Below are 26,777 nucleotides of genomic sequence, written 5' to 3' on the forward strand. Positions count from 1 at the left end.
ATATTAATCCTTCGTAATTTCCACCGGAGCAATTTTTTGAACTTCCAGAAAGTCTTGATCCCAACGCCCAGATACCAAGGGATGGCAATGGGAAATGCCTTCTGCTGAAAAATGAACAGCTTTGGTATCGACAATGCCGAAAGGAGCCTCGTCACTTTTCCGGTATTCGGATGTACCAATGATCGCACGTTCGTTTTTATGATAACTTGCAAGTCGCAGATCGCGTGCTTCTTCAATGCGTTTGGCGAGGTTGCCGTCTATCAGACTTTGCATGACGCCACCCTCGTCTTCAAGCCGGGTAAACTCGACCCAGGCTGCTTCTGCAAGGGCATCCGCATCATTATCGCGACGATTGGCATGTTTCGCGAGAGGGTTCGCCAGTTCATCGACAAAAACAAGTTGGCTGTTGCGGGCAATACGGCGGGCATTTTCGTCCGGTAAGCCAAACACAAAACTATATGGCAATACGGATAAAGACGATGCGCCGCCAAGAATTGCAGCATAGGCGGCAATAGAAGAACGCGAAATATTACTTAGCGCATCCTGTCTGGTCATCATCCGCATGGATGTTTCAACATGGATAATGGCAGGGAAAGGCGATGAAACGCCACGTTCTCCCTGAAGACGCCGCCACAGCAACCTGATTGCCCGCATTTTGGCAAGTCCCATGACCGGATCCTGATCGAGTGCAGTAGCAAAACCGATATGCGGCAGAGCGTAAATAATATGGTGACGCGCTTCTTCAACCATCTTTAAATGGGCGAGCGCAACCGACATCATAGCGCCGATTTCCTGTGCAGGTGTTGCACCGGCATTATGGTAGGGGCGGCCGTCGGCTTCAAGCACAACTCCGGGAATGCCGGAGGAGAAAAATACCGACATTGACTGCGGCAGTGATGCTTTCAATGCCTCGATTGACATTTTGAGTTTGCCGGTTGTGGCCAGAACAGCAGTGGGGTCGGTGCTGAATGTCAGTTTTGTGCGCGTCGGGTTAATGCGTCTGTGTTGAAGATAATCGATAAAACTGTCAGCAATGACACGACCGTGCGGATGGTTATCCAGACGAATATGAAGACCATCCAGACTGACACCATCAAAAAGTGTCGGTATTGTTTCGGCCTTGGCCGGTAGCCCGAATCCATAGGCGCTGTTGGCGCCTTCAAAAATAAGAGCAATACCGGTAGCACCATTGGCTATGTCTTCCTTGAGTTGGAAGCGGGCACGTTCAATATCGGGGTCATCAGCACGTTGCATGACGGACCAGCCTGCTTGACGCGATTGTAAATTGTCGGATGGAAGGGATTGTTTCGAGCTCATGAGCAAATCAAAATCCTACTAAATCGTTTTTACACCATCTTTAAGAGGTACTCTAAAAAAATCACAAAGCCCTGAATGGCGCAAGACCAACCTACCGCAATTTCATTTAGAATTCATTTAATAAAATTCCATCCGGACGCATAAAATGATTTTTGGTGGAAGCGACCATTCTGTATTGCCATTCAGAAATATAACAAGTGTAAAACAGAATTTACAGATTTATATAATGATAGATATTATCATATATATTTGGATGGATAAATAATTATAATAATAGCAAATATATAAATATGAATATTATAAAATATTATAAATTGTCATTTTATGTAAAAATAGAGACCAATAGAGATATTTGTTTCAGGAAAAATCTGCCGACAAAAAAGGCCGTCAAAAAACAAATTCATTGAAGCCACATAAAAGACTTATTGAATTTGTCTGATTCTGGTACATTTATGCTGATTGGAAAATCAGGCCGAAGGATAATTGGGTATGATCGACAAGAGCGGAATTTTTCTTGGTGCCAGTCGCCAAAAACGGGATAATAGCCTCAAACCGGAATATATCTGGCTAAAATATGCAAACCGCCACGGATTGATAACAGGGGCTACGGGAACCGGAAAAACAGTAACACTTCAAGTCATTGCCGAATCTTTTTCTGCAGCCGGCGTTCCCGTTTTTTGCGCCGATGTCAAAGGTGACCTTTCCGGCATAGCCAAAGCCGGTATTTTGAATGATAAAGTGCGCGCACGTGCAGAAAGTGTCGGACTTTCGTCAATCGAGATGAAGGCTGCACCGGTTATTTTCTGGGATCTTTTCGGTGTTGACGGGCATCCGATAAGGGCAACTGTTTCGGAAATGGGACCATTGCTGCTTTCCCGTTTGATGGATTTGACGCAAGCGCAGGAAGGTGTGCTCAATATTGCATTCCGCGCAGCCGATGATGAAGGCTTGTTACTGCTTGATCTCAAGGATTTGCAAGCAATGCTCAATCACGTCGGAGAAAAGGCGGCAGAGCTTTCGACCCGTTACGGCAATATCTCGAAATCTTCCGTGGGATCTATACAACGTCAATTATTGGTTTTCGAGGAGCAGGGGGGCGAACATTTCTTTGGCGAACCTTCGCTGAAACTCGAAGACATTATGCGTGTTACGAATGACGGGCGAGGGGTTGTCAGCGTTCTTGCGGCTGACAAGCTTATGTCCAATCCGCGCCTTTATTCGACATTTCTTTTGTGGCTTATGTCCGAACTTTTTGAACAATTGCCTGAAGTTGGTGATCCCGATAAGCCCCGCCTCGTATTCTTTTTTGACGAAGCCCATTTGCTGTTCGATAATGCACCGAAAGCTTTGATCGAACGCATTGAACAGGTTGTCCGCTTGATCCGCTCGAAGGGAGTAGGCATCTACTTCATTTCACAAAATCCTCTGGATGTGCCCGAATCGATTCTGGCACAGCTTGGCAACCGTATCCAGCACGCATTGCGGGTGTATACGCCTCGCGAAACGGCGGCGGTAAAAGCCGCAGCTTCGACTTTCCGAGCCAATCCGGATTTTGACACGATGAAAGCGATCTCGGATCTTGGAACAGGTGAAGCGCTGGTATCAACTTTGGAAGATAAAGGTGTTCCTTCTATTGTCCAAAGAACCACTATTCGCCCGCCGTCATCGCAAATCGGACCGATTACGGTGCAAGAGCGGCAAAGTTTGATGAAAACAAGTCCGGTGAGCGGTAAATATGACGAGACAGTCGATCGCCAATCCGCCTATGAAATGTTGCAAAAAAATACAGAAGAAAAGCAATCCAACAATAATCAGGAACAGGGCGGAAGCTTCTGGGATACGATTTTCGGCGAGGATAAAAAGAATGGTCGCGGGCAATCGGTCGCAGAAACCGCAGTGAAATCAATTACCCGTACCGCCGCCAACTCTATCGGCCGGTCAATAGCAAAAGCCGGTGAAAATTATTTGCGCGGTGTCTTGGGAAATCTTCTGGGCGGCAGACGCAAATAAATGGCAATGCAAGGGCAGAGGGGAAAATCGGCTTTCGCTATGTTTCTCGATGTGAGCGTTTCCGGCTCTTCAAGTTCGACCTGATTGAGCTTTCCTGTCTTCTATAGGCATTGACGGCAGAGGCTATATAAAGAACCTTGGCTGACAGGAAGTTTACGGCAAGCTTTTGAGAAATTTCACCCGGAAAAGTGAAATTTTATGGCGTTATGATTTTCTATTCCGGATGATCTTGGGGCTTCAGAAGGACTTAACTTTAAAAACGTCATGCAACAAATCTCATCTAAAGATATGAGTGCTGGTCTTTCAGTCTCGCATCATAAATTAAACGACAAGAACCGGCGCTTTTTCCGGAACGCGTTCGTAAAGATCTATAATATCCTGATTGATGAGCCTGACACAACCGGATGAAGCGCGCTTGCCGATAGATGACCAATCGGGTGAACCGTGAAGGCGGTAGAGCGTGTCTTTACCATCCTGAAAAATGTAAAGGGCACGTGCGCCAAGCGGATTTTTCAATCCCGGTTTCATGCCGCCATTTGCAGCACTATATTTTGCAAGCTGCGGTTGACGGGCGATCATATCGGCAGGCGGTGTCCATGTTGGCCATTTGCGTTTATATTCGATAATGCCACGCCCCGACCATGCAAAACCTTCTTTTCCGACGCTCACACCGTAACGGATTGCTTTACCGTTGAGACGGACAAGGTAAAGATAACGCCTTTTGGTGTCGACAACGATTGTTCCGGGTTGTTCGCCGGTCGGATCGTCAACAATCTGTCGCAAAAATTGCGGATCAATATGTTGATAGGGAATTGCGGGGAGAACAAAATCGCCATCTCTCATTTCTCCATACATCGACGCAAAAGGAGCTAACGCATTATTTACGGGTGTATTAACAGATGCAGGTGGCGTCTTTACAGGTGCCAATGCAATATCTTTCAATCCCGAAGGCATGCAGGCAGAAAGGCCTGTTGTTGCTGCACCCATAGTCAGTGTCTGTAAGAAAAAGCGCCGCGAGACAAGGGAAGTCATTCATCAATCCAATTTGTTTTTCTTTTTCCATATTTGACGGAAAAAAGTTAAAAACAAACAAATCCGGCTGTTTTCAATTCCGGCAGAGATGTTCGAGCGACAATCTCGAAAGGCTTAAAAAGCTGAAAAGGCTTAAAAAGCTGAAAAAGCTTAAAAAACCGAAAAGCCTTAAAAACCGAAAAGGCTGTTGCGTGCTATTTATGGGCTGCCCTTCAAGACGACAATAGGTTACTGTTAGACTTGTATCCCATCTGATGGAAAGAGGAGACATTTCAGCCCGACCGGTCAAACTCTTGTGAAAAGGGCAATTTCCCTTGCTTTTACCCAAGGAGCGCACCAAATAAATAATCGCACCTATTCCGGCAGAGACTATATTTTTAAGGAGTATTGAAAATGGCTTTTGAATTGCCTGAACTACCCTATGCTTATGATGCGCTTCAGCCTTATATGTCACGCGAGACACTTGAATACCACCATGACAAGCACCATCAGGCCTATGTCACCAACGGCAACAAATTGCTGAAGGATTCCGGGCTTGAAGGCAAAAGCCTTGAAGAAATTGTCAAAGCAAGCTTTGGCAAAAATCAGGGGTTGTTCAACAACGCCGCACAACACTTCAATCACACCCATTTCTGGAAATGGATGAAAAAAGACGGCGGTGGTAAAAAATTGCCGGGCAAACTTCTCAAGGCAATTGATAGTGATCTGGGCGGATATGATAAATTCCGTGAAGACTTTCTTGCCGCCGGAGCGGCTCAATTCGGTTCGGGATGGGCTTGGCTTGCTGTGAAAAACGGAAAGTTGGAAATCTCGAAAACACCGAATGGTGAAAACCCGCTGGTTCATGGAGCAACGCCGATTCTCGGTGTCGACGTTTGGGAACACTCCTATTACATTGATTATCGCAATGCCCGTCCGAAATATCTTGAGGCATTTGTCGATCATCTGATTAATTGGGATTACGTGCTGGAGCTTTTTGAAAAAGCCTGATTTTGTTTTTGTAACCGAATAAAAAACCGCCATTTTTCCAATGGCGGTTTTTTTATATCTGCCGGTTTTCCGGTACTTCCAACTTTTTACCGGTTGTCTTGCGAGACAGCAATCACTCTTTAAAATTTGGTGCACATGCTCGCGTCAATGGATTTGTCATTATAAAGATAATTCATCGTTTTTAGCCAGGATTTGCATTCGTTCATCGTTTTGAAACAATGATAGCGTTCTACCGGCATAAGACCGGAACCGCGGTTCTGGAACGGTGTTTGTTCCCATCCGCGGAAAAAACCGGCGACTATTCCACTTCCCTTCTGAGGTGTCGAACAGCGCTTTCCGGCATATTCACTGGTCATATTTGCTACTTTTGCGGGGTCTCGACCACTTGCATAGACGCTTTGTGACATTGTCAGAAAGCCGAGGCCGATTGTAGCAAAAAATAATAGTCCATATTTCATAGAAAACAGGCCTCCCTCAGCCTTTTGATAATCAATATCGTGTACACAATGTGGCCGTTGGTGGTGGTGAGCCGTAGAGTGACTCCATTGTATAAAGCCAGCCACGGCATTCATCCATCGTTTTGAAACATCTGAACCGGTCGACAGGAACGAAACCGTCAGAGCTTATAATCGGATTATCCGTAACGCCGCTGAAATATCCCGCCACAATGCCGCTTCCCTTTGCCGGCGTATTGCAACGGCTTCCGGCATATTCATCAACATCTTTCCTAATTCCGGCAGCATATGCCTGTGACAAGAAAAAGCCGATCAACAACAACAGCAATAGGCATGAAGTTTTCATCACTTGGTCGCTATTCCATAAAATGCGGATTGGTTAGCTGTCTGTCAAAACAGCTATATGAAACTATTTGGTAGCTTTATGAGCAATAGGCAAGTGCATTGTTCGTTCTGCCTTAAAAATATATCGGAACGGATAACCCGTTAAAGCATGAATGCTCCGACTGGAGTTGCCAGCACTTATTTTTTCCTCTCCAGTCATTGGTTACAAAGGACAACGAAGACTTCAGGAAAAGTTGTGAAGACAAACGGAGACTTCAGGGGAAGTTGTGGTGGCAAGAAGAGCTTAGAAAAAATTGTCCCGCGGCAAGGCAGCTTCCGATCTCAAGAGATATGAGAGATCGGGTAAGCCGCCTTTAATCCGGTAATTTCAAAACGATGGTAGAAGGTTTAAATCTTTCCTGCAACCTTGAGAATAAAAGCGTAGATATAAGCACTTTCTTCAAGACGCGAAAACCGTCCTGAAGCACCTGCATGGCCCGAATCCATATTTATTCTCAGTAAAACGGGATTATTTCCGGTGTTCAACTCGCGTAATTTTGCTACCCATTTTGCCGGTTCCCAATAGGTGACACGCGGGTCGGTAAGACCACCCATTGCAAGAATGGCGGGATAATTTTGTGCGCGGACATTATCATAGGGTGAATAGGATGCGATGAGTTTATAATCTTCCTTCGATGCAATCGGATTTCCCCATTCAGGCCATTCGGGCGGCGTAAGGGGAAGCGTTGCATCAAGCATGGTCGATAATACGTCAACAAAAGGAACAATGGCGACAATAGCCTTGTAATCTTGAGGAGCCATATTGGCGACCGCGCCCATCAACATGCCACCGGCTGAACCGCCTTCAGCAATCAACCGGTCATGCGAGGTGAAATGATTGGCAACCAGAAAACGCCCGCAAGCGATAAAATCGGTAAATGTATTGCGCTTGAACAAGTGCTTTCCTTTTTCATACCAGTCAAAGCCTTTTTCTTTTCCGCCCCTGATATGTGCAATTGCATAGACAAAGCCACGATCGACAAGTGACAATGCATTGGAATTGAAACTATCCGGCATAGAAATACCATAAGCTCCATAACCATAGAGCAGACATGGCGCAGTGCCGTCGAGTTTTGTATTTTTGTGATAGAACAGTGAAACGGGAATTTCAGCACCGTCTTCAGCCTTGGCCATCAAACGCCGAGTAATATAATTTTCGGGGTCGTGTCCTGACGGCACTTCCTGCCGTTTTAACATGACGCGCTTTTTCGTGCCCATGTCATAATCATAAAGTTCGGACGGCGTTGTCATTGACGAATAGGTGAAGCGGATTGTGTCGCTGTCATATTCGGCTGCGCCATGAAGTCCCAATGAATAGGTTTCTTCGTCAAAAGCGATGCTATGCTGCTTTCCGTTACGACGATCAAGAAGTTCAATTCTCGGTAATCCGTCGCGACGTTCAAGCCAGACAAGAAAATTTTTATAAGCATCATGGGCAAGAATAAGTCTTGATGGTTGATGGGGAACAACCTCTGTCCAATTTTCTTCTGTCGGTTTGTCGAAGGGTGTCGACATTATTTTGAAGTCTTTGGCGTTGTTGATATTGGTGAGAATATAAAATACGTCGCCACCTTCAGTCAGGCTATATTCAACGCCTTTTTGACGTTTTCTGACGCATTCGGGCTTCATCGTCGGCTTGTTTGCAGGAATAAGCCAGACTTCCGAAGTTTCATGGTCGTGGATGTCAATATAGATGACATCATTCAAGGACGAACCGCCAACGCCTAAGAAAAATCCCGGATCTTTTTCTTCAAAGATCAACAGGTCATCTTGTTGTCCGGTTCCGAGTTTGTGATAATAAAGTTTTGACGGACGGTGATTTTCATCGACACTCGTATAGAAAAAACCTTCCGAATTCGCGTCCCAAACAACATCGCCCGATGTATTTTCAATTGTTTCACAGCGGTCAGACAGCAAAGCCATGTCACGTAGCTTTATTGTATAGAATTCCGAACCCTTGTCATCATAGCACCAGACACATTTACTGTGGTCGGGAGAATGTTGGACAGTTCCAAGACGAAAATAGTCTTTACCTTTTGCCAGTGCATCGCCATCGAGATATATTGTGGCCTCTCCGCCATTGCGAGGTGTCCGGAAGTAACGGGGTTGTTCACCACCTGTCACAAACGAGACACCGTAAGCATAAGGACCATCTTTCACCGGTACCGAACTATCGTCTTCTTTGATACGCCCTTTCATTTCCGAAAAAAGCTGTTGTTGCAGCTTTGTCGTATCAGCCATTTGCGCTTTTTGATAAGCATTTTCCTTATCAAGATGTTGGCGTATCGCCGGATCAAGCAATTCGGGCTGTTTGAAGACTTCCTGCCAGTTTTTGGCTCTCAACCAGTGATAATAATCATGACGGATTATGCCATGATGCTCTTCGCTATGGTCAATTTTTTTTGTTTCGGGTGGCAAAATTACTGATTCGGTCATTCTTCATCCTAAATGGCGGTGTTGGCGTCGAATTACTTTGTTGTTTTATCCTGCTGGTATGTCAGAGCATAGCCATTCATGCAATAACGCAATCCTGTGGGCTCGGGACCATCAGGAAAAACATGGCCAAGATGCGATCCGCAATCGGCACACAAGACTTCCGTGCGCTCCATGCCATGGGAATAATCTTCCTGAAAGACAACAGCATCGGGGTCTATCGGTCGGAAAAAACTTGGCCAGCCACTACCGGATTCATATTTGGTTTCAGACCTGTAGAGCGGTTTACCGCAGCAAACGCAATAAAATGTTCCGGGCTTCGATGTATCGAATTCAGGTCCCGAAAATGCTCTTTCTGTGCCTTGCTTACGTGTAATATCATATTGTTTCGGCGTTAGTTGCTTGCGCCATTCTTCATCGGTTTTTGTAATCTTGAATTGATGTTTATCACTCATGAATTTATCCTCGCACAAATATATTAAATTTGCCGGCTAATCAGTCAATCTCTTTGACAGCGGAAACAATAGCTGCTAGAAGCTGAAAAAAATAGCAATCTTTCCCTTTTATATGATATCTGTGTATATGAATATCAATCTATACTAGAATTTTCGATGTGGATTCGCATTCATTATGTAAAAATGGGACACTTTGCCATAATTTATATATAATTCGCATAACAAACTTACAGAAGTTTAATAAAAAAACTAAAAAATAACTTGAAAAAAAATTGGAACCTTTGTTTTATAGAGTTGTTTGATGTTTGTAATTGACAAGGTTATTTACATAGCTATATGAAGACAACATTTGCTTGCTTGGTTCAAGCAAGCCAAAACAAAAATGAAGTAAAAAAAGGATAAGAAGATGGATGAACAAGCCGTCGGCGAGAATGAAAGCGATTTCATTATTACACTGGTTGCTGATGTTGTAGCTGCTTATGTTGGCAATAACTCAATCAGACCAGGTGAGTTGCCCAGTTTGATCGCGGACGTTCACACTGCATTTGTTAAAGCTGGTGGAGAAACAGCTACAGAGGCCGAAGTTGAAAAACAGAAGCCCGCAGTTAACCCGAAACGTTCTGTTTTCCCTGACTATATTGTCTGCTTGGAAGACGGCAAGAAGTTCAAGTCGCTTAAGCGCCATTTGATGACGCATTATGAACTGACCCCTGAACAATATCGCGAGAAATGGGACTTGGATCCGAATTATCCAATGGTTGCACCGAATTATGCAGAAGCCCGTTCTTCTCTTGCCAAACAGATGGGATTGGGACGTAAACCTGGAAAAAGAAAATCAAAATAATTCAAATTTCAGGTCGGATTTTATTAACGGGCGCATTTAATATGTGCCCGTTTTTTAAATCGATTGAAGTTGAGGGGTAAAAAAATAGCTTTTTAGGCTTGATCGAACGATTTCAATGATCGATCGAACGGTTTTAATGATCGTTTGTGGACTATTCCAACTATTGTTTGTGGAGTGTGTTCGAGGCCTCAAGGCGAATGCGTTCAACCATAGAACGTAAACCGTTGGAGCGTTGCGGGGTCAAATTTTCGTCAAGTCCCAAGGTTTTTAAAACTTTTTCAATATCGGCATCAAGAATTTCCGATGCCCGTTTGCCTGAATAGTAAGTTGTCAAGATATAGACGAGACCGCGTACAATATGGGCATCTGAATCGCCCTGAAAAGTCATGACCGGGTCGTCTCCTTCACCTCTTTTGGTTAACAGCCAGACCTGGCTGACACAGCCTGGCACCTTGTGAACATCATCACGGGCTTCTTCAGGATAGGGCGGGAGTTCACGTCCGAGTTCAATAACATAACGATAGCGGTCTTCCCAATCATCAAGCAGGGCAAAACTTTCCAGAATATCGTCTATTGTATCGGTCATGATTTATTATAAATTTTCGTTGGTTCGATTGTACAATGGTTATAGTCGAACCATTTACTCCGTCTTTGTAAAAAAGTAAATTTTTAACCGAAGGCACTTTTTCGTGTGGCGTGGCACGGGTTTCATTTATTCGCCTTTTACAACCGGATGTGATTTTGTCTCTTTAGATGGAGTTACCGGTTTTTGAACTTGCTTCATCGCCGAATCCGATTTCAAAGGCGCGTTTTTTTTGTCTGATTTGCCGTGCTCCTCATGAGTGTTATCAGGAGTGATGGAGCCGGTATTGATATTTTCCGGTGGCAGTTTGTTTTCAACTTTATTCTCGACTTTGTCGGATCCGAATGTTCTGTCGAGATATTCATAGGCAATGCGCGCTCCATCACGTGCACGTTCTCCGAGCGAGCCTAGAAATGTTTTGCCGGTCTCGCAAGTATCGGAATTGCGTTCGCAAAAATTGCCAAGGTCGTTGACAGTGTCTTTGACTGCCAACAACGCTTCGACTGTATTCATATATTGATCCGGCTGTGATCCATTGTTCTTTCCCGATGTACCGAGAAAAGAAATGATAACCAGAAAAAGAGTTAGAAAGCAGAATGATTTTATAAAAAACCGTATCATAACGCCCCGACACAACGCAGTTACAAATGAGGAGGATAATGCCAAGTGTAGCGTTTTATGATTGACGAAAGATTGACGAAAATCGGTTTTTTTCAAGATCCCACAGGGTTTTTGGCTATTTCCCGATGAACTTGTTAACCATAGCCGAAGAGAGATGGGAGATGCATCTTCGAGATGCTGTTTATTATCTTTTCATTAAAAAATTGACGCCAGATTGGCAGAAGACAAGCAAAAAAGTTGTTTTGAATGGCCCCGAAGCATGGAAATAGCGTGCAAGAGGCTTAAAGCGACAAGGTTTTAATTGGAACAATGGAAACATTGAACGCAACTCTAACGGTGAACAGTCAAGGCATTGTGCTTCAAAGTGCCATGCCGGAGAGCTTTTTAGGCTATTTAAGTGAACGTGATTCTTTACCCGATCACGTTCATATAAATGATCGCATTATTCTTTTGTCATTTCTGGCAGATGTGCGCGAAAACCGTATTACTTCTCCAATTTCCATCCGCTTGAACGGACCTGATCGCAGAAAATTCATGCCGGTTATCATTTATTGTATTTCGGCAGACGATAAAGCCATTCAGCTTTCCGTCGAAACAAATTGCAGCGAAACCGGCAATATCGATATGAGTGCAGTTTCGCCTTTTGCTCGTGCTGCTCATGAAATGCGCACACCTTTGAATGCAATATTGGGGTTTGCGGATCTGCTCGATTATGTCGATCACCAGAATATAAAGAACGACAAACGATATGAATATATCGCGATGATAAAAAAGGCAGGCAATCACCTTTTGCAAATCGTCAACAAAACGTTGCAAGTCCACCAGCAACAAGCAGATGCGGCTATTCCGGATGATCTTTGTCTTGTTCCCGATCTTATCAATGAAACGCTCGAATTGACATTGCCTCTCCAGGGGCACAGGAAAATTACCCTCAAAGGCCTTGAAACGCCGGTTGCCTGCTATCTCGATACATTATCATTCCGTCAGATATGCTTTAACCTTATTTCCAATGCCATCAAATATAGCAGAGACAACGGACATATCGATATTTGTATTGGTGTGCAGGACGACGACTTCTGCGCCATCACAATCGAAGATGACGGAATAGGCATGGACGAGCACCATATTGCACGTTTGGGTTTGCCATTTTTGCGCGCATCCGATGTGGTTGCCTGTAACATCGAAGGGGTGGGCTTGGGGCTTGCAATGGTATTCGACCTCGTCAAACGGGCAAATGGAAAAATTTCGTTTGAAAGCGAGAAGGGAAAAGGCACACGGGTAACATTGCTTCTGCCTCTCGTTCACACAAAGCCGGTCGGCACGTTGCACGATTCGCCGATCAATCCGGTCATAAGAGAAGAAGCGGGCGATAACGGATATTTTTTAACTCCAGAAACAAAACTTAGGAACAATGGTAAGACAACGGAAAACACCAAGAACCAAGTCCGGAAAACAGCGTAGTTTGCTTTTTGCTATTCTTGCCGGAATAGGACATTTGCTGGTTTTGTTTGCCGGGTGGACATATCGTCATGCCCGAAAGAATCCGCTAATGGCATGCGGTTTTTTTCTGTTTTTGGTGGGATTCGGTTTCGTTACATTCAATGCATTGTTCTATCAAAGTACAAGTCATCATGCGGTTTTTATCCAGACACGTCCACTTGCTGCCCAGACAGCCGCAACAGCGAGCCGGAATATGCCGGTAAAAGCCGATCAACCTTTGAATAATACCCCTTCGGCAGCGCAATCGGCGTCAACTCAACCGCTAACCACAACACCGCCGAGTGTTGCAGTTGATAAAACGCTACCTGACAATTTGTTGGAAGCGCAGAAAAAACTGGCCTCAATGGGGCTTTATGATGGCCCTATCGACGGCCTTGACGGGCCAAAAACAAGAAGCGCTATTACACTGTGGCAGCAGAAAACCGCACAGGCTGGCGGTCAGAGCGGAACTCTAAAGCAGCAGGATGATATAGCTTCACTTATCAGCGGTTCATTGGCAACAGCCGGCAATGTCGATAAGGTGACGACGCAATCTCTTACCAATGAAAAACCGGCTCTTACCAATGAACAACCGGCTCCTGCGAACCAGCAACCGGCTAACAAAATCGCAACCAATGCTAATGAAATGCGAGTGATGAGCGCTGCACCACAAGAAATCTCGAAAGCTGCACCTTCGCAAAGATTGCAAAACCAGGGAGGTTTCAAGGCGGATACGGCCGATATTATGCGCGTTCAGGCGGGTTTACGTGCATTTGGAGATGACCATGTTGTCGTGACCGGCACAGAAGATGAAAATACAGCCGAAGCGTTGAAGAATTTTCAAAAAATGTTTAGCCTGACAGTAACCGGAAAGATAAATCAGGAAGTTATCGATAAAATGAAGGATATTGGTCTTATCGGATAGACGAATACATAAGTGGTCATAAAAATCTTAACAATGCTTCCGTTATTCTATTTAAATTCAAATCAATTCTGAATATCAATCGACAGTGGATTGAATATTTTATTTTTATAAAGAAAATTCATAAAAATATTTGAAAATACCTGTTTTTATTAATCATCATAAATATAGATTGTGCATTATCGTTTTATACGGTTTTTGGAGCGTGATATGCGTTTGACATCGGATTTCTGGACTGCAGCTTTAATGCGCCGGGTTCGGGCGGAGGGTGGCTTTGCCTATCTCACTCGCCGTGGTTCCAATGAAGCGGGTACAATCTTTATTCTGGATCGCCTTTCGAGCGGAGATGTCGACCTTTATGGACCGGCACCACAGAGCTTTTACACGGACGAGAGTGATCGCGACGAACGTTGTTTCATAAAAATTCTGGCCGGTGTGAAAGAAGCGGTTGCAGTCGAGAAGCTCGAAAAAGAACTCCAATTCGACGCCGATTTGTGGTTGGTCGAATTTGAAAATTATAACCCGCAACAATTGCCTTTCAATATTGTGAAAGCCTGAAACTTTTAATAATCGAGTAAGTCGCAATGGGTGTGATTGAGGAAGTTGTCACTGTCACTTGCCATTTTGGATTTTAGACTGCGTAAAATAACGAAACCTTCCGACAAATTTTCGCCTACCAGTACGGAATTTTCAACACTATCGGGGGTTGATTGCTTCAGTTCCATAATTTGTCCCGGATTTCCAATGACGAGATCGAGTTTTCCGTTTGGCATAGTGTGGTTGTTCAAACTATAAAAATTTGTTCCATTCCGATCATAAACAGACATTGACCAGAACGGAGCCGAGCCTTCGGCTTTGATATGGACGGGCCCGTCATCGAGGTCGAACCGGCACGCTTTCAAATGGAACAAAGGATCACCCGACTCTACAATCGGATTATTCGGGGCGAGTGCTGCGAACTTATATTTGTTATCGTCCGCAATCAAACGCTTCCATGTGTTGAGTTCATTGAATTGTGGAACGAGCAGTACAACGCAGATGTGGACAATCACAGCACCAACGATTCCGGCTATCAGAGCATAAACAAGTTTAGTCACAATCACGCTCTCCTGCGGGAACAACTTCGACAGTCGGCATATTCAATTTCTGCAATGCAGTCGAGGTGACAATCGGCGTGTCATAAAGTGTCAGGATCAGGCCATATTCGTTTCGCCCCCGCGTAGCCAGCCAGTTACCCGCCTGAGCTTGCGGTGAAACCAGAACATTCAGTTTGCCGTCCTGATCCCATACGACATTGGCACTTGATAATTCGGTAGGTAATTGATCCTCGATCCATTGCGCACGCAGTTCGTGATCTGCCGCGTAAAGAGTGAACAATCGGGTTTCCGGCAAATAACCTTTCAGGCGATAAGTGCAATGCCCCTTTAAAGGATGGTTATGATTATCCCGCCAGAGCCGGAAAACCAGTCCTTCAGTTCTGCCCAAAGAAATATCGCCGCGTTTTGCCGCACGGGCACGCGCATAAGCATCCGCTTCTTCGGTTCCTGCCTGCGGATAGGCTTCCCATTGACCTATTTTCAAACGACCGAAGCCGTCGAATGTATCAAGTACATAATTGACACTCAATGCACCGCCACCAATAGCAATAAGAAGGCTCGATATAATGAGAAATATACGATAAAACATAACCCGTTTTCTCTGTTCCTGACTTGTCTATTCTAGCGTATCTGGCTTGTCGAAGAAGAAACGACATGTGCAGAACTTGCCGGAGTGAGCAGAGGTGCCTTTTCCAGGTCATCAATAAGTGACTGGATAACCTTGGAGGAGGCGGGCGAAAGAACCTGCGGCAGGTCAGGAGCGATATTGTCGTTGGAATTGTCATCCTTGGATTGTTTTACATTCGATAAAATCGAGTTTTCGACACCGAAAAGCGGTTTGATTGTCGTATTCTGATGGGCGTAAAGCATGATGCGGTTCCACATCATTGCAGGAACGACACCGCCGAAGGCACGGTTCATAGAAGAAAAATCGTCATTTCCCATCCAGACCGCGCCGGTATAATTTCCGGTAAAACCGACAAACCATGCATCACGATAGGCTTGCGACGTTCCGGTTTTTCCGGCAACAAGCGTCATAGGTAATTGGGCGCGTTTGCCAGAGCCACGCGTGGTCACGCCCACCATCATCTGGTTCATATAGGCGGCAGATTGCGCACTCATCACCCGATGCGGTTTTTCGCCATCCCGTGACCAGTCCCAAATAATTTTACCATCGGAAGTCATAATCTGGGTAAAGCCGTGGCGGTTACCCGCCATGCCGCCATTGGCGAAAACATTAAAACCGGTTGCCTGATCGAGCGGAGTCATGTTCGACGTACCAAGAACCATGGTTTTATGGGAAAAAATATTGGCATCAATGCCCATATTTTTAATGAGGTCACGAATGGGTTGGGTATCACGGTTAAGATATTGATAGGTGATGCGAACCGGTACTGTATTGATTGAAAAGGCGAGAGCCGTTGCAATGTCGACATTACCGCTATAGCGACCTGAATTGTTATGCGGTGACCACCCGCCCCAGTTGATCGGCGCATCCGAAATAATTGTTTTCGGTGTAAGACCGCGTTCCATTGCAACAGCATAGACATAAGGTTTGAAAGATGATCCGGGCTGTCTGCCACCTTGCGTCGCGCGGTTGAACTGGCTTTGTTGATAGTCCCGTCCGCCTACGATTGCGCGTACCGAACCATCATTATCAAGTATCACAGCAGCCGCTTGAGTGGCTTTATACTGGGCACCATATTGCTGGAGATAATATTCGATGGATTCTTCGGCAGCTTTCTGTATTCCCTGATCGAGGGTCGAGCGGACGACAACATTATGGTTCGGTAATTTGTTACCGAGTTTTCTTACTTCATCGAAAGCCCAATCAAGGAAATAATTCGGCTCGTTATTATCAAGCTCTGTAACAACGCTGGCAGGATGGCGCCGTGCACCGATCACCTGTCCTTCGGTCATCAAACCGTCATCAACAAGGTTCGACAGCACAACATTGGCACGCGCCCGCGCTGCTGGCAGGTTGACATGCGGGGCATATTTTCCGGGGGCTTTGAAAAGTCCGGCGAGCATGGCTGCTTCGGCAAGTGAAACATCGCGTATATCTTTGCCAAAATAGAACCGTGATGCGGCGGCAATTCCGAATGCGCCACCACCCATATAAGCGCGGTCGAGATAAAGTTGCAGGATCTCTTTTTTCGAGAGGTTCGCTTCAAGCCATATTGCAAGATAGGCTTCCTTGATCTTGCGTTCCAATGTCCGCTCATTGCTCAAAAATAAATTCTTTGCCAATTGTTGGGTCAGCGTAGAGCCACCTTGCACAACGCCGTGAGCGCGCAAATTCTGGCTGAATGCGCGCGACAGGCCATAGAAATCTATGCCCCAATGTTCAAAAAACCGGCGATCTTCGGTTGCAAGGACGGCTTTGATAACAAAATCGGGCATTTCTTCTATCGGTACGGGCTCACCATGAAGAGCACCACGGCTGCCGATGTAATTGCCATGCCGATCAAGAAAATTGACTGCAAAATCTTCCGGAGAATGCCAGTCTTTTTTTGTTAGCGAGAAGACCGACACGCCAATGAATGTAAAAATAGCAAAACCGATGAGGCCAAGGGTTAGTCCCTCATCGACGATTTCGACAATGAACCTTTTCCAGCCGCGCACACGGAAACGGCGCGATATAATCGTCGCATTTTCCCAAAAAACGGCAATTGCGCTCTTTAATCTATAAAGGCCGGAATCAATCCACGAATCGATTCCGATGAAACGCGGGCTACGGAAGCGCTTCCTGTCACTTTTATTGTTATTTTTTCTAAAACCGAACATGGAAGCAATCCGTGTAATTGATGACCGCTTTATGGCAAAACGAAAAATCTTTTGTATTTTAGCTTATCGAAGCGAAGGAACAAAAGAGTTTTTTCTCTCTTTAGGATTAATATTGGGTGAAAGGTCGGGGAACCGAAACCGTTTCCTTGAAAAACAGGCCGGAAAAGGTTGCATTACCATTGAAAAATCGCGGTTTTTCCTAATATTAGAAACCATGTAACAATTGCATATATCGGGTTTTCCGAAAATTATGGGAAGTCCAAACGATCAGGCAATAAATAACGCGTTTGTTCATTTTGTATTCAGACAAAATAGGGTATGACTACGTTACCATGAAAAAATATCTGTTTTTTTTAATATTGACATGTCTTGCGGGAACGACTGCCGCTCATGCAGCCGATTGCACCGAAGTGGGAAAACGTGTAGCAAGCGAGCAGGGGGGGACATTGGCCCGCGCCACACTTGATACACAAAATGGCAATACCTGTGTTGTCATTGTTCTCATTCCCGCCCGTGATGGCGAAAAGCCGAGACGTGTAGAAGTTGCCGTACCTGCCAATTAGAATCTCGTCAGAAAGATAGTCGATGAGAATTCTCGTGGTAGAGGACGATCGGGATTTGAACCGCCAATTGGTCGAGGCGCTCAACAGCGCCCGATATGTTGTCGATCGCGCATATGACGGGGAAGAGGGCTATTTTCTCGGCGACACCGAATCTTACGATGCTGTTGTGCTTGATCTCGGCTTGCCAAAAATGGACGGTATCAGCATTGTCGAGCGCTGGAGGGAAAATTCCCGTTCAATGCCGGTATTGATTTTAACCGCAAGAGACCGCTGGTCGGACAAGGTTGCCGGTATTGATGCCGGAGCTGACGATTATGTCGTGAAACCCTTTCACATGGAAGAAGTCCTCGCACGGTTGCGCGCGCTGATAAGACGCGCATCCGGACATGCATCAAGCGAGCTTGTTTGCGGGCCGATAACGCTTGATACAAAAACGTCGCGCGTCACAGTCAATGGTGTGCAGATCAAGTTGACCTCGCTCGAATTTGCTCTTCTATCTTTCCTTATGCATCATCAGGGTGAAATTGTATCGCGCACCAATTTGACAGAGCATCTCTACGATCAGGACTTTGATCGGGATTCCAATACAATCGAAGTGTTCATAGGACGGCTGCGCAAAAAATTGGGTGTCGATGTTATAGAAACAATACGTGGTATGGGTTACCGCCTGAAAGCACCCGAAGAATAGAAAATGTTTTGCCCATGGAAACGGTAAAAGGCGAAACAAAGTGGAAACATTTTTTCAAGACGATCAGTAAATCACTGGGTCTTCGGGTTAATATATTTTTGACTTTGTGGATCATTGCGGCGCTGGCCTTCATTTCGGTCGTGAGCCTCATGTTCTATCGCCAATCGAATAATGATTATCTGGAACGCATTTTAACAGCCCATCTCTACAGTCTTATATCGTCGGTTAATGTTTCCTCCGATGGCAAGTTGCAAGGAAATCCGGAACTGGGGGATATACGATATTCCGATCCTTCATCCGGCTGGTATTGGGAAGTGGTGGCACTATCGGGCAATCTCAAAGGCAGGTTGACATCCTCTTCTCTGGGGACAAAGAAAGTCGCCTCGCCAAGCGAGAAGACAGACCCTTTCGACCAGAAATTTTTTCGTTCATATCGAATAATTGGTCCTGAAGGTCAGCATTTACGCGTTGTCGAAAGCGATGTCATTCTTGACAACAAAAATCGTGTCGCACGTTTTCGTATCATGGGCAATATTGATGAAACGCGTGCAGAACTTGAAAAATTCAAAAAGACATTGCTTCTCTATCTGTCATTATTCGGCGTTGCAAGCATACTGATTAACCTTGTTATCATCTATATCAGTTTGCGTCCGCTCAAACGGATAAGACATTCATTGGCAGATATTCGGGCAGGCAAAGCCAATCATCTTGACACTGATTTGCCACTTGAAGTGATGCCGCTTGTTGGCGAAATGAACGCTTTGATTGATAATAACCAACGTATCGTCGAACGCTTTCGTGTTCAGGTCGGTAATCTTGCCCATTCGTTGAAAACACCCTTATCTGTCATTGCCAATGAAATCGATCAAAGCTCCACCAATAGTTCTGATCGTCATGAAATGAATGTCAAACTTCTGAAAGAACAGACGGATATTATGCGTGCCCAGATAGACCGTTATTTACAACGCGCCCGTATCGCTGCCCAACGTGACAGTGTCATCTATCGCACGCCACTTAGACCATTATTGGAACGACTCGTAAGAGTGATGGGAAAACTCAATTTTTCAAAACAAATCTCTTTTTATATGAACGAGCCGGATATTATCTTTATAGGAGAAAAAGAAGATATTGAGGAAATGGTTGGCAATCTTCTCGAAAACGCCTGTAAATGGGCTAAAAAACAGGTGGTGTTGCGGTGCGAAACAATGGATGAAAGACGTGTCGATGCCGATCGTGTTCATCCCATGTTTTTTATCTCGGTAGAAGATGACGGTTCCGGCCTTCCGGAAGACCACCGAGAAGATGTTTTCAAGCGGGGAAAAAGACTCGATGAAAGCAAACCGGGAACGGGTCTTGGTCTTTCGATTGTTGCCGAACTCGTAGGCGAATATGGCGGAAATGTCGAATTGGCCAATTCCGGACTCGGTGGCCTCCGCGTAACCCTGACACTACCTTATGCCAAGTCGTAAACCCACTTATCAAGACGAACATATATCCGGCTTTTTTCCTCATCATAAACTTGCGCAAATTCCAAGATCGGTGACTTTCATAGAAGCCCGTTGAAAAACTGTGGGAGACAGTGCGAGCAAATTATCGGCATCAAATACAAGCGGTAGCGCATAACATTACACGCACATGCGGTAACGCATAACGTCACATGCGGTAACGCATAACGTTCATTGCCGGTTTGACGGGAGAGTCGGTCTAAGCGGAAGTTTTACCGGATCAATGATGGGTATTTGAAGCTTCCATGGCGATATAATGTCTCGGCGCAACCGGATGGGAAGTTTCGTTCTCGTGAAACGGCAATTGATAGCGCTTACGCAACAATTCACCCTCTTCGGGTTTTATATGCAAGCCTCTGCTTTCAAGAAGCGGAATGACACTTTCAGCAAAAATATCAATATCGTTGGGGAGAGAAGGAAACAGCACATTAAATCCGTCGGCGGCTCCATTTTCAAACCAATATTGCATAGTGTCTGCAACTTCTTCGGCAGTGCCAACAAGAAGAAGATGGCCGCGCGAACACATAAAACGCCCGATCATTTGTTTCAGCGTCAGCTTGCGCAGGCGCGCGTCACCAAGGATAATACGCGTACGGCTTGGTGTCTTCGGGTCATCCGCCATTTTCAATAAAGTTTCCGGCAAAGGCTTATCAAGCGAATATTCCGACAAATCCCTATCGAAGATATAGGAAAGACGCTGAATACCCGATTGCGGAATTGCAAAACTATTCAGATAATTGAATTTCGCTTCAGCTTCTTTGTGCGTTTTGCCAATGACAGGAACAATGCCGGGAAACACCAGTACATCTTCATTATTCCGTCCGAATTCTTTGGCACGTTGTTTAATGTCTTTATAAAATTGCTGTGCACCGTTCAAATTGGGCTGAGCTGTAAAAGCCAAATCGGCATAACGGGCAGCAAATGAACGGCCTATATCGGATGCACCACCTTGTGCCAATATCGGCTTTACCTGCGGCGAGCGCGGAACCGAAAGAGGACCGATCGAACGGGTGTATGAGCCTGTATAGTTGGCACCACGAACAGCCGAGGGATTAAGATAAAGCCCGGTTTTTTTATTCGCAATGCGTGCGCCCGGTTGCCAGCTTTCCCAAAGTGCCATAACGGCATTCAAAACATCTTCGGCACGGGCATAGCGTTCCTGAGAGGGAGCAATAACATCGCGCCCGAAATTTTTGGCTTCCGACAATGTGGTCGATGTCACGACATTCCAACCGACACGGCCATTTGAAATATGATCGAGCGAAGCAAAACGCCGCGCGATATGATAGGGATGGTCAAAAGTTGTAGAGGCTGTACCGATAAGTCCTATTTTGTCGGTGATAGCAGCTAATGCCGATAAAACCACAACGGTATCAAGTGCACCGCTTACGCTATATTGCACTTCGTGTTGAAGCGCCAGAATGTCTCCGAGAAAGAGCGAATCGAATTGTCCTTTTTCAGCACGTTTGGCTATGTCGGTCCAATAGGACAGGCGTGTAATTGCCAGTGGATCAACGTCCGGTAAACGCCAGGAGGCCATATGGCTTCCCAAACCGAACACCATGGCGTTCAAATACATCCGCCGCATTGATCTTAATCCTCTTAAACATTACATATGGGATGGAAAATTTGTTTCATTTGATACGCGTTATACGTTATTTTGTTTCCAATTTTCCATAAAACATTCTGTGAGTGTAAATATGTTCCTGTTTTTTAATTGTTTTTTCAAATTATAGGTCATTTTGTGACGAAAAAAAGTTTTGTAATCCCGCTTTTAACCCGATATGAGAAATAACAGAAAGTGGTGACGGAATTTGTTGGTGTCAGCATGAAAATACGCAGTCTCGTTCTGTTGGTTTCTTTTGGAATTTTATCGGCCTGTAGCCATGATCGCGCTACCGGACGTGTAACCAATCTTGCTGATACGAAAGTTATTTTGCAAACCATGGGTAACGGGTTGCTAGGCTCCTCGATACAGTCGCTTTCCAAGGAAGACCGCAAGCAGGCTCTGGAAGCCGAATATAAAGCACTCGAATATACTGATGCAGGCAAAGCGGTTGGCTGGACATCTTCCAAGGATGGAACATCGGGAAGTGTAACACCGGGGCAACCTTATCAGGTCGGTTCACAAAATTGCCGCCAATATAGCCATTCTTTCGTTATTAATGGCGTTCCACAAACGGTTCATGGTAGTGCATGTCGTAACGCAAACGGTACATGGTCGCCGCTCATTTGACACATTTCAGCGATCCTGTCCGATATATTCAATCAATTTGGTGCGAGATAACGGCGTGGGTTCTAGTTTTTTGCCAAGCGTTTCTATATTGAATTCATTATGACATACTGGGTTTTTGTATTGATTTTCACAGCTATCGTCACGTTAGTTGTGCTCTATGCCGTTAGCCTCCCGATGAAAAAAGGGCAGGAGCGAATGGTTGTGGATTCGCCCGCTTCCGACATCGAGATCTATAAAAACCAGCTATCCGAAATTGCAGCAGATTTGCAGCGTGGTCTGATTGACAAGGAAAGCGCGGACGAGGCGAGGCTTGAACTTTCGCGCAACATATTGGCCGCCGGAAAACAGAAGAAGGACACCGGCTTTATCAATCGTCGAAGTCGTGGATTGAAAATTGTCATTACCATTGCTGTTTTATGTGTGCCGCTTGTTACGATCGGGATTTATGGCTTTTTGGGTTCACCGGGACTTCAAAGCCATCCCTTCAACGATCTTATGATGAAAGATCCCTCAAAACTGACAGCAGAAGAAAAGCTTGTTCGCACAGAAGCGCTTTTTGCGCGCGATCCCGATAATGGAAAACTGGCAGATGAACTTGCAACCGGTTATCTGGTTGCAGGACGTTTTCAGGATGCTGTCAATACTTATGTGAGTGCCTTGCGATTGAACGGAGATGCCGCCCCCCGTCTGGTCGGGTACGGAATGGCTCTTGTCGGCTATAATGGCGGAACGGTCAGTGAAGACGCAGAGAAAAGTTTTGAAAAGGCGGCAAAGCTTGCTCCCGATGACTTTTATCCGCGCCTCTTCATTGCTGAATCTCTCCGTCAGGCGGGGAAAATTGATGAAGCAATAACAGGGCTTAAAGATTATCTTTCCCGACCGGTGAAAGACAGCGTCGGGCGCCAGCGCGTTGAAATGATGATTAAAGAGCTGGAAAAAGCAAAAATTGACGCTGCTTCTCGCGCAAACGGGGCTAAAAACGGGGCGATTTCGGGTAGCGGCGAAACATCTTCCGGCACTGCAAACCAGCCTGTTGCCAATCAAAATGATAGCAGTGATAATATTCATGCAATGGTGGAACAACTGGCACAAAAACTTGAAAAGAACCCCGACAATCTTGAAGGTTGGAAACAATTGATCCATTCATGGCTCGTTTTAAAAGAAACCGGAAAGGCAGTGAATGCGTTAAAAGAGGGAATATCGAAACTTACGAAAGATAAAGCGGCAGAGCTTGAAACTTATGCGAAAGCGCAAGGGCTTGTCGCCGAATGAAAATCGTAATGTGAAAGTCAGGAAAACAGGATTATGAGCAATGAAACAGCCGTACGTTTGACAATCCAGAAAGGGTTGCGGCGTCGTAAGACAAAACGCCTGATGATGATTTTGGGCGGCCTCGTCGTACTGGCAGTTGCAGCGGCGCTTGTTCTCTACGCCATGCGTGGCACTGCAAGTTTTTTTCGTATGCCTTCTGAAATAACCGGTGAAGATATTTCATCCGGCAGGCCTTTGCGGCTTGGTGGTTTTGTTGAAAAAGGTTCGGTTAATAAAGAAAACGGAACCAGAATAACTTTTGCAATTACCGATTTTTCCAACAAGGAAACGGTGAAGTTCGATGGTGTTCTGCCCGATCTTTTCCGCGAAGGTCAGGGCATCATTGCGGAAGGCCATTTTGTACCGGATGGCGTTTTCGTTGCCGATCGTGTTTTGGCAAAACATGACGAAACCTATGTGCCGAAAGATATTGTGGATAGGCTCAAAGCCCAGGGGTTGTGGGAGGCCTATCAAAAACATGAGCGTTGAGATCGGTTCTCTTGCACTCTGTGCGGCACTTGCAGTAGCGATATTTGGAACCATCATTCCGGTTGTTGGCGTTTATCGTTCCGATCGACGGTTGGTTGATGCAGCGTCCCCCATTGCGCATCTTGTCTTTGTGCTTGTGCTTATCGCATTTGCCACATTGATCCACGCATATGTTGTTTCGGATTTTTCAGTTCTGAATGTCGTGCAAAATTCACATTCCGAAAAGCCGCTTCTTTATAAAATAACCGGTGTGTGGGGAAACCACGAAGGCTCGATGCTGCTTTGGGTTTTCATTATCACATTCTTTTCTTCTCTTATTGCACTTTTTGGCGGTAACCTGCCGGAGCGGTTGAAAGCACTGATTTTATCGACACAGGCCTCGATCACCACGGCATTTTTGCTTTTCATTCTTTTCACTTCAAATCCGTTCATAAGGGTCAATCCACCCGCTCTTCAGGGGCGTGATCTTAACCCCATTTTGCAGGACATCGGTCTTGCTATCCATCCGCCGCTTCTCTATCTCGGCTATGTCGGCTTTTCAGTGTGTTTTTCGTTTGCAATTGCAGCCCTGATTGACGGGCGTGTTGATGCAGCCTGGGCGCGTTGGGTGAGGCCATGGACATTGGTGTCGTGGGTGTTTTTGACCGGTGGTATCATGGTCGGCTCTTATTGGGCCTATTACGAAATGGGGTGGGGCGGCTATTGGTTTTGGGATCCAGTAGAAAACGCTTCGTTGATGCCGTGGCTTGCCGGTACAGCACTTCTCCATTCTGCAATCGTTCTGGAAAAGCGTGGCGCCTTGAAAATCTGGACGCTGTTTCTCGCAATTTTAACATTCTCGTTGTCGCTGATGGGCACTTTTCTTGTCCGCTCCGGTATTCTCACCTCGGTGCACAGTTTTGCGGTTGATCCGGCTCGTGGACGCGCCATATTGGCAATTCTGTTTTTCTTTATCGGCGCGGCATTGGTTCTTTTTGCTTTGCGTGCTTCGTCGCTTAAAACAGGTGGTTTGTTTCGCCCGATTTCGCGCGAAGGATTATTGGTTTTTAACAATCTGTTTTTGACAACGGCGACAGCAACGGTGCTCATCGGCACACTCTACCCGCTGCTTCTCGAAACATTGACAGGGCAAAAAATCTCGGTTGGCGCGCCATTTTTCAACTTGACCTTCGGGCCCCTCATGGTGCCGCTATTGTTGATGGTTCCGTTCGGCCCCCTTATGGCATGGAAAAGGGGTGATATGCTTGCCGTTGCCGAACGGCTTTCCGGTGCTTTTGTACTGGCAATTATCGCAACATTGATCGTTTTTTATCAAACGTCTTTAAGATCCATTCTCGCCTCGTTGGGAATTGGGCTTGCAGCCTTTGTTTTTTTGGGCGGCCTCTATGATCTCTGGTTCAAAAGCGGGACAAAAAGCACAGGATTTTTCGTAAGGCTACGGCGCCTTGGCAAATTGCCGAGATCGAATTACGGCACAGCTCTTGCTCATATCGGTTTGGGTATTACGCTCTTCGGCATCGTTGCAGTGGCCACCTTCGGACAAGAAAACATATTGAGGATCGAGGCAGGGCAAAGTGCCAATATAGCCGGTAAACATGTCTTGCTCGAAGGGGCGCGAAATGTGAATGGCTCGAATTATTCGGAAACCCAATTCCGCTTTTCTGTGTCAGAGGCGGGTAAGGATATGGGGAACGTCACAGCGGCCAAACGCTTCTATCCCTCGCAGAACATGCCGACAACCGAGTCGGGCATAAAAAATTACGGATTATCGCAACTTTACATCGCACCGGGAGATGTTAACAACAACGGATTGGTGGTTCATATCTGGTGGAAGCCGGAGGTTGTCTGTATCTGGCTTGGCGCAGTGTTCATGATGATAGGCGGCGTCTTTTCACTGACCGACCGGCGGTTGCGTGTGGGCGCCCCCAAACGCGCCAATACGCGTAGCAAACGACCGGAAAAGGGGGCTTGATGCGGTTTTTTCCACGACTATTGGCTGCTTTTGCTTTCATATGTTTTATGAACAGTGCCGCATTGGCAGTATTGCCCGATGAAGTGTTGCAGGATCAGGCACTTGAACAGCGCGCGCGCGACATTTCTTCGCATTTGCGTTGTCTTGTCTGTCAAAATGAATCGATTGACGATTCCAATGCGCCACTTGCACGTGATTTGCGCCTTTTGGTGCGCGAACGATTGAAAAGCGGTGATACAGATAGTCAGGTTGTCGACTATCTGGTGGCTCGTTATGGCGAATTTGTCTTGTTAAAACCGCGGTTGAATGGTGAAACGTTACTTTTATGGCTGGCTCCGCTTTTGATTATCGTGATTGCCGGTTCATCGATTATTTGGCGTGTAAGGCGTCATAAACACAATAAGTTGATGCCTTTAAGCGAGGCAGAAAAACGCCAGCTTGACCGGATTTTGAAGTCAAAAAACCGCTAATTGTTATAGTGCAGTCAAAGGAATGTGGGATATGCGGCAAAAACCGCACGCTCTTCCTGCCAATCTTACAAAATTTTAATAAAACGGACAGGCGATGGTAAGGTTTGACATCTTATCTTTCCATCAACACATGC

At 45.7% G+C, this 26,777-nt stretch carries 26 protein-coding genes; 14 read left to right on the forward strand and 12 right to left on the reverse strand.

Features of this window, described 5'->3' with window-relative positions; translation table 11 throughout:
* Positions 1 to 3: 3 nt before the first annotated feature.
* Complete coding sequence (locus BBC0122_RS03775) at positions 4 to 1,317, reverse strand: methylmalonyl-CoA mutase family protein (RefSeq protein WP_077991490.1); 1,314 nt, start codon at positions 1,315 to 1,317, stop codon at positions 4 to 6.
* A gap of 489 nt (positions 1,318 to 1,806) precedes the next feature.
* Between BBC0122_RS03775 and BBC0122_RS03780 the strand changes: the two genes are divergently transcribed.
* Positions 1,807 to 3,327, forward strand: a complete 1,521-nt coding sequence (locus BBC0122_RS03780) for a helicase HerA-like domain-containing protein (protein ID WP_077991492.1) — start codon at positions 1,807 to 1,809, stop codon at positions 3,325 to 3,327.
* Between the two features lie 321 nt (positions 3,328 to 3,648).
* On the opposite strand, the gene BBC0122_RS03785 is transcribed toward BBC0122_RS03780, so the two are convergent.
* A complete protein-coding gene (locus BBC0122_RS03785) occupies positions 3,649 to 4,359 on the reverse strand; it encodes a L,D-transpeptidase (RefSeq protein ID WP_077991494.1) in 711 nt (236 codons plus the stop codon).
* A 393-nt stretch (positions 4,360 to 4,752) separates the two neighbouring features.
* On the opposite strand from BBC0122_RS03785, the gene BBC0122_RS03790 reads away from it, so the two are divergent.
* Positions 4,753 to 5,349, forward strand: a complete 597-nt coding sequence (locus BBC0122_RS03790; protein WP_077991495.1) for a superoxide dismutase — start codon at positions 4,753 to 4,755, stop codon at positions 5,347 to 5,349.
* Positions 5,350 to 5,468: 119 nt separating this feature from the next.
* Here BBC0122_RS03790 and BBC0122_RS03795 read toward each other — a convergent pair whose 3' ends face one another.
* The 4 genes from BBC0122_RS03795 to msrB form a co-directional block, all read right to left on the reverse strand.
* Positions 5,469 to 5,807 (reverse strand): hypothetical protein, encoded by a 339-nt coding sequence (locus BBC0122_RS03795; RefSeq protein WP_077991497.1) that lies wholly within the window; start codon positions 5,805 to 5,807, stop codon positions 5,469 to 5,471.
* Between the two features lie 31 nt (positions 5,808 to 5,838).
* The gene (locus BBC0122_RS03800) at positions 5,839 to 6,150 is read right to left on the reverse strand and encodes a hypothetical protein (protein WP_077991499.1); all 312 of its coding nucleotides are present in this window, start codon (positions 6,148 to 6,150) and stop codon (positions 5,839 to 5,841) included.
* 386 nt (positions 6,151 to 6,536) lie between these two features.
* Positions 6,537 to 8,624, reverse strand: coding sequence for a S9 family peptidase (locus BBC0122_RS03805; protein WP_077991501.1), 2,088 nt, complete (start codon positions 8,622 to 8,624; stop codon positions 6,537 to 6,539).
* Positions 8,625 to 8,656: 32 nt separating this feature from the next.
* Positions 8,657 to 9,076: a peptide-methionine (R)-S-oxide reductase MsrB gene (gene msrB / locus BBC0122_RS03810; protein WP_077991503.1), complete on the reverse strand. Its 420-nt coding sequence runs from the start codon at positions 9,074 to 9,076 to the stop codon at positions 8,657 to 8,659.
* Between the two features lie 406 nt (positions 9,077 to 9,482).
* Between msrB and BBC0122_RS03815 the strand changes: the two genes are divergently transcribed.
* Positions 9,483 to 9,920 carry a Ros/MucR family transcriptional regulator gene (locus tag BBC0122_RS03815; protein WP_077991505.1) on the forward strand — a complete coding sequence of 146 codons (438 nt, stop codon included), beginning with the start codon at positions 9,483 to 9,485 and terminating at the stop codon, positions 9,918 to 9,920.
* A gap of 160 nt (positions 9,921 to 10,080) precedes the next feature.
* On the opposite strand, the gene BBC0122_RS03820 is transcribed toward BBC0122_RS03815, so the two are convergent.
* Together BBC0122_RS03820 and BBC0122_RS12960 are read right to left on the reverse strand one after the other, a co-directional pair.
* Positions 10,081 to 10,506 (reverse strand): SufE family protein, encoded by a 426-nt coding sequence (locus BBC0122_RS03820; protein ID WP_077991507.1) that lies wholly within the window; start codon positions 10,504 to 10,506, stop codon positions 10,081 to 10,083.
* Positions 10,507 to 10,632: 126 nt separating this feature from the next.
* Positions 10,633 to 11,016 carry a DUF5330 domain-containing protein gene (locus BBC0122_RS12960; protein WP_225868147.1) on the reverse strand — a complete coding sequence of 128 codons (384 nt, stop codon included), beginning with the start codon at positions 11,014 to 11,016 and terminating at the stop codon, positions 10,633 to 10,635.
* A 417-nt stretch (positions 11,017 to 11,433) separates the two neighbouring features.
* Here BBC0122_RS12960 and BBC0122_RS03830 point away from each other — a divergent pair, with 417 nt between their 5' ends.
* The 3 genes from BBC0122_RS03830 to BBC0122_RS03840 all read left to right on the forward strand — a co-directional run bounded on the left by BBC0122_RS03830 (position 11,434) and on the right by BBC0122_RS03840 (position 14,083).
* Positions 11,434 to 12,585, forward strand: coding sequence for a sensor histidine kinase (locus BBC0122_RS03830; protein ID WP_077991509.1), 1,152 nt, complete (start codon positions 11,434 to 11,436; stop codon positions 12,583 to 12,585).
* An 88-nt stretch (positions 12,586 to 12,673) separates the two neighbouring features.
* Complete coding sequence (locus BBC0122_RS03835) at positions 12,674 to 13,528, forward strand: peptidoglycan-binding domain-containing protein (RefSeq protein ID WP_188318080.1); 855 nt, start codon at positions 12,674 to 12,676, stop codon at positions 13,526 to 13,528.
* Between the two features lie 207 nt (positions 13,529 to 13,735).
* Positions 13,736 to 14,083 (forward strand): DUF1491 family protein, encoded by a 348-nt coding sequence (locus BBC0122_RS03840; protein ID WP_077991512.1) that lies wholly within the window; start codon positions 13,736 to 13,738, stop codon positions 14,081 to 14,083.
* Positions 14,084 to 14,088: 5 nt separating this feature from the next.
* Here the strand turns inward: BBC0122_RS03840 and BBC0122_RS03845 are convergent, their stop codons facing one another.
* The 3 genes from BBC0122_RS03845 to BBC0122_RS03855 are packed head-to-tail and all read right to left on the reverse strand — an operon-like array spanning position 14,089 to position 17,409.
* Positions 14,089 to 14,622 carry a DUF1254 domain-containing protein gene (locus tag BBC0122_RS03845; RefSeq protein WP_077991514.1) on the reverse strand — a complete coding sequence of 178 codons (534 nt, stop codon included), beginning with the start codon at positions 14,620 to 14,622 and terminating at the stop codon, positions 14,089 to 14,091.
* Positions 14,615 to 15,211, reverse strand: coding sequence for a DUF1214 domain-containing protein (locus BBC0122_RS03850; RefSeq protein ID WP_077991515.1), 597 nt, complete (start codon positions 15,209 to 15,211; stop codon positions 14,615 to 14,617). Before BBC0122_RS03850 ends, BBC0122_RS03845 begins: the two co-directional genes overlap by 8 nt.
* Before the next feature lie 32 nt (positions 15,212 to 15,243).
* Positions 15,244 to 17,409: a transglycosylase domain-containing protein gene (locus BBC0122_RS03855; protein ID WP_077991517.1), complete on the reverse strand. Its 2,166-nt coding sequence runs from the start codon at positions 17,407 to 17,409 to the stop codon at positions 15,244 to 15,246.
* A 332-nt stretch (positions 17,410 to 17,741) separates the two neighbouring features.
* Between BBC0122_RS03855 and BBC0122_RS03865 the strand changes: the two genes are divergently transcribed.
* The 3 genes from BBC0122_RS03865 to BBC0122_RS03875 are packed head-to-tail and all read left to right on the forward strand — an operon-like array spanning position 17,742 to position 20,129.
* Positions 17,742 to 17,972 (forward strand): hypothetical protein, encoded by a 231-nt coding sequence (locus BBC0122_RS03865; RefSeq protein WP_077991524.1) that lies wholly within the window; start codon positions 17,742 to 17,744, stop codon positions 17,970 to 17,972.
* A 22-nt stretch (positions 17,973 to 17,994) separates the two neighbouring features.
* Positions 17,995 to 18,660 (forward strand): response regulator, encoded by a 666-nt coding sequence (locus BBC0122_RS03870; protein ID WP_077991530.1) that lies wholly within the window; start codon positions 17,995 to 17,997, stop codon positions 18,658 to 18,660.
* A gap of 14 nt (positions 18,661 to 18,674) precedes the next feature.
* Positions 18,675 to 20,129: an ATP-binding protein gene (locus BBC0122_RS03875; protein WP_077991532.1), complete on the forward strand. Its 1,455-nt coding sequence runs from the start codon at positions 18,675 to 18,677 to the stop codon at positions 20,127 to 20,129.
* Between the two features lie 256 nt (positions 20,130 to 20,385).
* Here BBC0122_RS03875 and BBC0122_RS03880 read toward each other — a convergent pair whose 3' ends face one another.
* A complete protein-coding gene (locus BBC0122_RS03880; RefSeq protein ID WP_077991533.1) occupies positions 20,386 to 21,753 on the reverse strand; it encodes an NtaA/DmoA family FMN-dependent monooxygenase in 1,368 nt (455 codons plus the stop codon).
* Between the two features lie 240 nt (positions 21,754 to 21,993).
* Here BBC0122_RS03880 and BBC0122_RS03885 point away from each other — a divergent pair, with 240 nt between their 5' ends.
* From BBC0122_RS03885 to BBC0122_RS03905, 5 genes are all read left to right on the forward strand, one after another.
* Positions 21,994 to 22,401: an RT0821/Lpp0805 family surface protein gene (locus BBC0122_RS03885; RefSeq protein ID WP_077991534.1), complete on the forward strand. Its 408-nt coding sequence runs from the start codon at positions 21,994 to 21,996 to the stop codon at positions 22,399 to 22,401.
* 99 nt (positions 22,402 to 22,500) lie between these two features.
* Complete coding sequence (ccmI, locus tag BBC0122_RS03890; RefSeq protein WP_077991538.1) at positions 22,501 to 23,673, forward strand: c-type cytochrome biogenesis protein CcmI; 1,173 nt, start codon at positions 22,501 to 22,503, stop codon at positions 23,671 to 23,673.
* A 33-nt stretch (positions 23,674 to 23,706) separates the two neighbouring features.
* A complete protein-coding gene (ccmE, locus tag BBC0122_RS03895; RefSeq protein WP_075914797.1) occupies positions 23,707 to 24,201 on the forward strand; it encodes a cytochrome c maturation protein CcmE in 495 nt (164 codons plus the stop codon).
* Positions 24,191 to 26,173: a heme lyase CcmF/NrfE family subunit gene (locus BBC0122_RS03900; protein WP_077991539.1), complete on the forward strand. Its 1,983-nt coding sequence runs from the start codon at positions 24,191 to 24,193 to the stop codon at positions 26,171 to 26,173. The genes ccmE and BBC0122_RS03900 overlap by 11 nt, the downstream gene beginning before the upstream one ends.
* Positions 26,173 to 26,643: a cytochrome c-type biogenesis protein gene (locus tag BBC0122_RS03905; protein WP_077991541.1), complete on the forward strand. Its 471-nt coding sequence runs from the start codon at positions 26,173 to 26,175 to the stop codon at positions 26,641 to 26,643. Before BBC0122_RS03900 ends, BBC0122_RS03905 begins: the two co-directional genes overlap by 1 nt.
* The last annotated feature ends 134 nt before the right edge of the window (positions 26,644 to 26,777 follow it).

The organism is Ditibartonella choladocola (assembly GCF_002007565.1).
Taxonomy (GTDB): Bacteria; Pseudomonadota; Alphaproteobacteria; order Rhizobiales; family Rhizobiaceae; genus Bartonella; species Bartonella choladocola.

What these genes read in the sequence shown, in the direction of transcription:
- BBC0122_RS03775 (WP_077991490.1), bottom strand. Translation starts at nt 1,317, where the DNA reads ATGAGCTCGAAACAATCCCTTCCATCCGACAATTTACAATCGCGTCAA.
- BBC0122_RS03780 (WP_077991492.1), top strand. Translation starts at nt 1,807, where the DNA reads ATGATCGACAAGAGCGGAATTTTTCTTGGTGCCAGTCGCCAAAAACGG.
- BBC0122_RS03785 (WP_077991494.1), bottom strand. Translation starts at nt 4,359, where the DNA reads ATGACTTCCCTTGTCTCGCGGCGCTTTTTCTTACAGACACTGACTATG.
- BBC0122_RS03790 (WP_077991495.1), top strand. Translation starts at nt 4,753, where the DNA reads ATGGCTTTTGAATTGCCTGAACTACCCTATGCTTATGATGCGCTTCAG.
- BBC0122_RS03795 (WP_077991497.1), bottom strand. Translation starts at nt 5,807, where the DNA reads ATGAAATATGGACTATTATTTTTTGCTACAATCGGCCTCGGCTTTCTG.
- BBC0122_RS03800 (WP_077991499.1), bottom strand. Translation starts at nt 6,150, where the DNA reads ATGAAAACTTCATGCCTATTGCTGTTGTTGTTGATCGGCTTTTTCTTG.
- BBC0122_RS03805 (WP_077991501.1), bottom strand. Translation starts at nt 8,624, where the DNA reads ATGACCGAATCAGTAATTTTGCCACCCGAAACAAAAAAAATTGACCAT.
- msrB (WP_077991503.1), bottom strand. Translation starts at nt 9,076, where the DNA reads ATGAGTGATAAACATCAATTCAAGATTACAAAAACCGATGAAGAATGG.
- BBC0122_RS03815 (WP_077991505.1), top strand. Translation starts at nt 9,483, where the DNA reads ATGGATGAACAAGCCGTCGGCGAGAATGAAAGCGATTTCATTATTACA.
- BBC0122_RS03820 (WP_077991507.1), bottom strand. Translation starts at nt 10,506, where the DNA reads ATGACCGATACAATAGACGATATTCTGGAAAGTTTTGCCCTGCTTGAT.
- BBC0122_RS12960 (WP_225868147.1), bottom strand. Translation starts at nt 11,016, where the DNA reads ATGAATACAGTCGAAGCGTTGTTGGCAGTCAAAGACACTGTCAACGAC.
- BBC0122_RS03830 (WP_077991509.1), top strand. Translation starts at nt 11,434, where the DNA reads ATGGAAACATTGAACGCAACTCTAACGGTGAACAGTCAAGGCATTGTG.
- BBC0122_RS03835 (WP_188318080.1), top strand. Translation starts at nt 12,674, where the DNA reads ATGGCATGCGGTTTTTTTCTGTTTTTGGTGGGATTCGGTTTCGTTACA.
- BBC0122_RS03840 (WP_077991512.1), top strand. Translation starts at nt 13,736, where the DNA reads ATGCGTTTGACATCGGATTTCTGGACTGCAGCTTTAATGCGCCGGGTT.
- BBC0122_RS03850 (WP_077991515.1), bottom strand. Translation starts at nt 15,211, where the DNA reads ATGTTTTATCGTATATTTCTCATTATATCGAGCCTTCTTATTGCTATT.
- BBC0122_RS03855 (WP_077991517.1), bottom strand. Translation starts at nt 17,409, where the DNA reads ATGTTCGGTTTTAGAAAAAATAACAATAAAAGTGACAGGAAGCGCTTC.
- BBC0122_RS03865 (WP_077991524.1), top strand. Translation starts at nt 17,742, where the DNA reads ATGAAAAAATATCTGTTTTTTTTAATATTGACATGTCTTGCGGGAACG.
- BBC0122_RS03870 (WP_077991530.1), top strand. Translation starts at nt 17,995, where the DNA reads ATGAGAATTCTCGTGGTAGAGGACGATCGGGATTTGAACCGCCAATTG.
- BBC0122_RS03875 (WP_077991532.1), top strand. Translation starts at nt 18,675, where the DNA reads ATGGAAACGGTAAAAGGCGAAACAAAGTGGAAACATTTTTTCAAGACG.
- BBC0122_RS03880 (WP_077991533.1), bottom strand. Translation starts at nt 21,753, where the DNA reads ATGCGGCGGATGTATTTGAACGCCATGGTGTTCGGTTTGGGAAGCCAT.
- BBC0122_RS03885 (WP_077991534.1), top strand. Translation starts at nt 21,994, where the DNA reads ATGAAAATACGCAGTCTCGTTCTGTTGGTTTCTTTTGGAATTTTATCG.
- ccmI (WP_077991538.1), top strand. Translation starts at nt 22,501, where the DNA reads ATGACATACTGGGTTTTTGTATTGATTTTCACAGCTATCGTCACGTTA.
- ccmE (WP_075914797.1), top strand. Translation starts at nt 23,707, where the DNA reads ATGAGCAATGAAACAGCCGTACGTTTGACAATCCAGAAAGGGTTGCGG.
- BBC0122_RS03900 (WP_077991539.1), top strand. Translation starts at nt 24,191, where the DNA reads ATGAGCGTTGAGATCGGTTCTCTTGCACTCTGTGCGGCACTTGCAGTA.
- BBC0122_RS03905 (WP_077991541.1), top strand. Translation starts at nt 26,173, where the DNA reads ATGCGGTTTTTTCCACGACTATTGGCTGCTTTTGCTTTCATATGTTTT.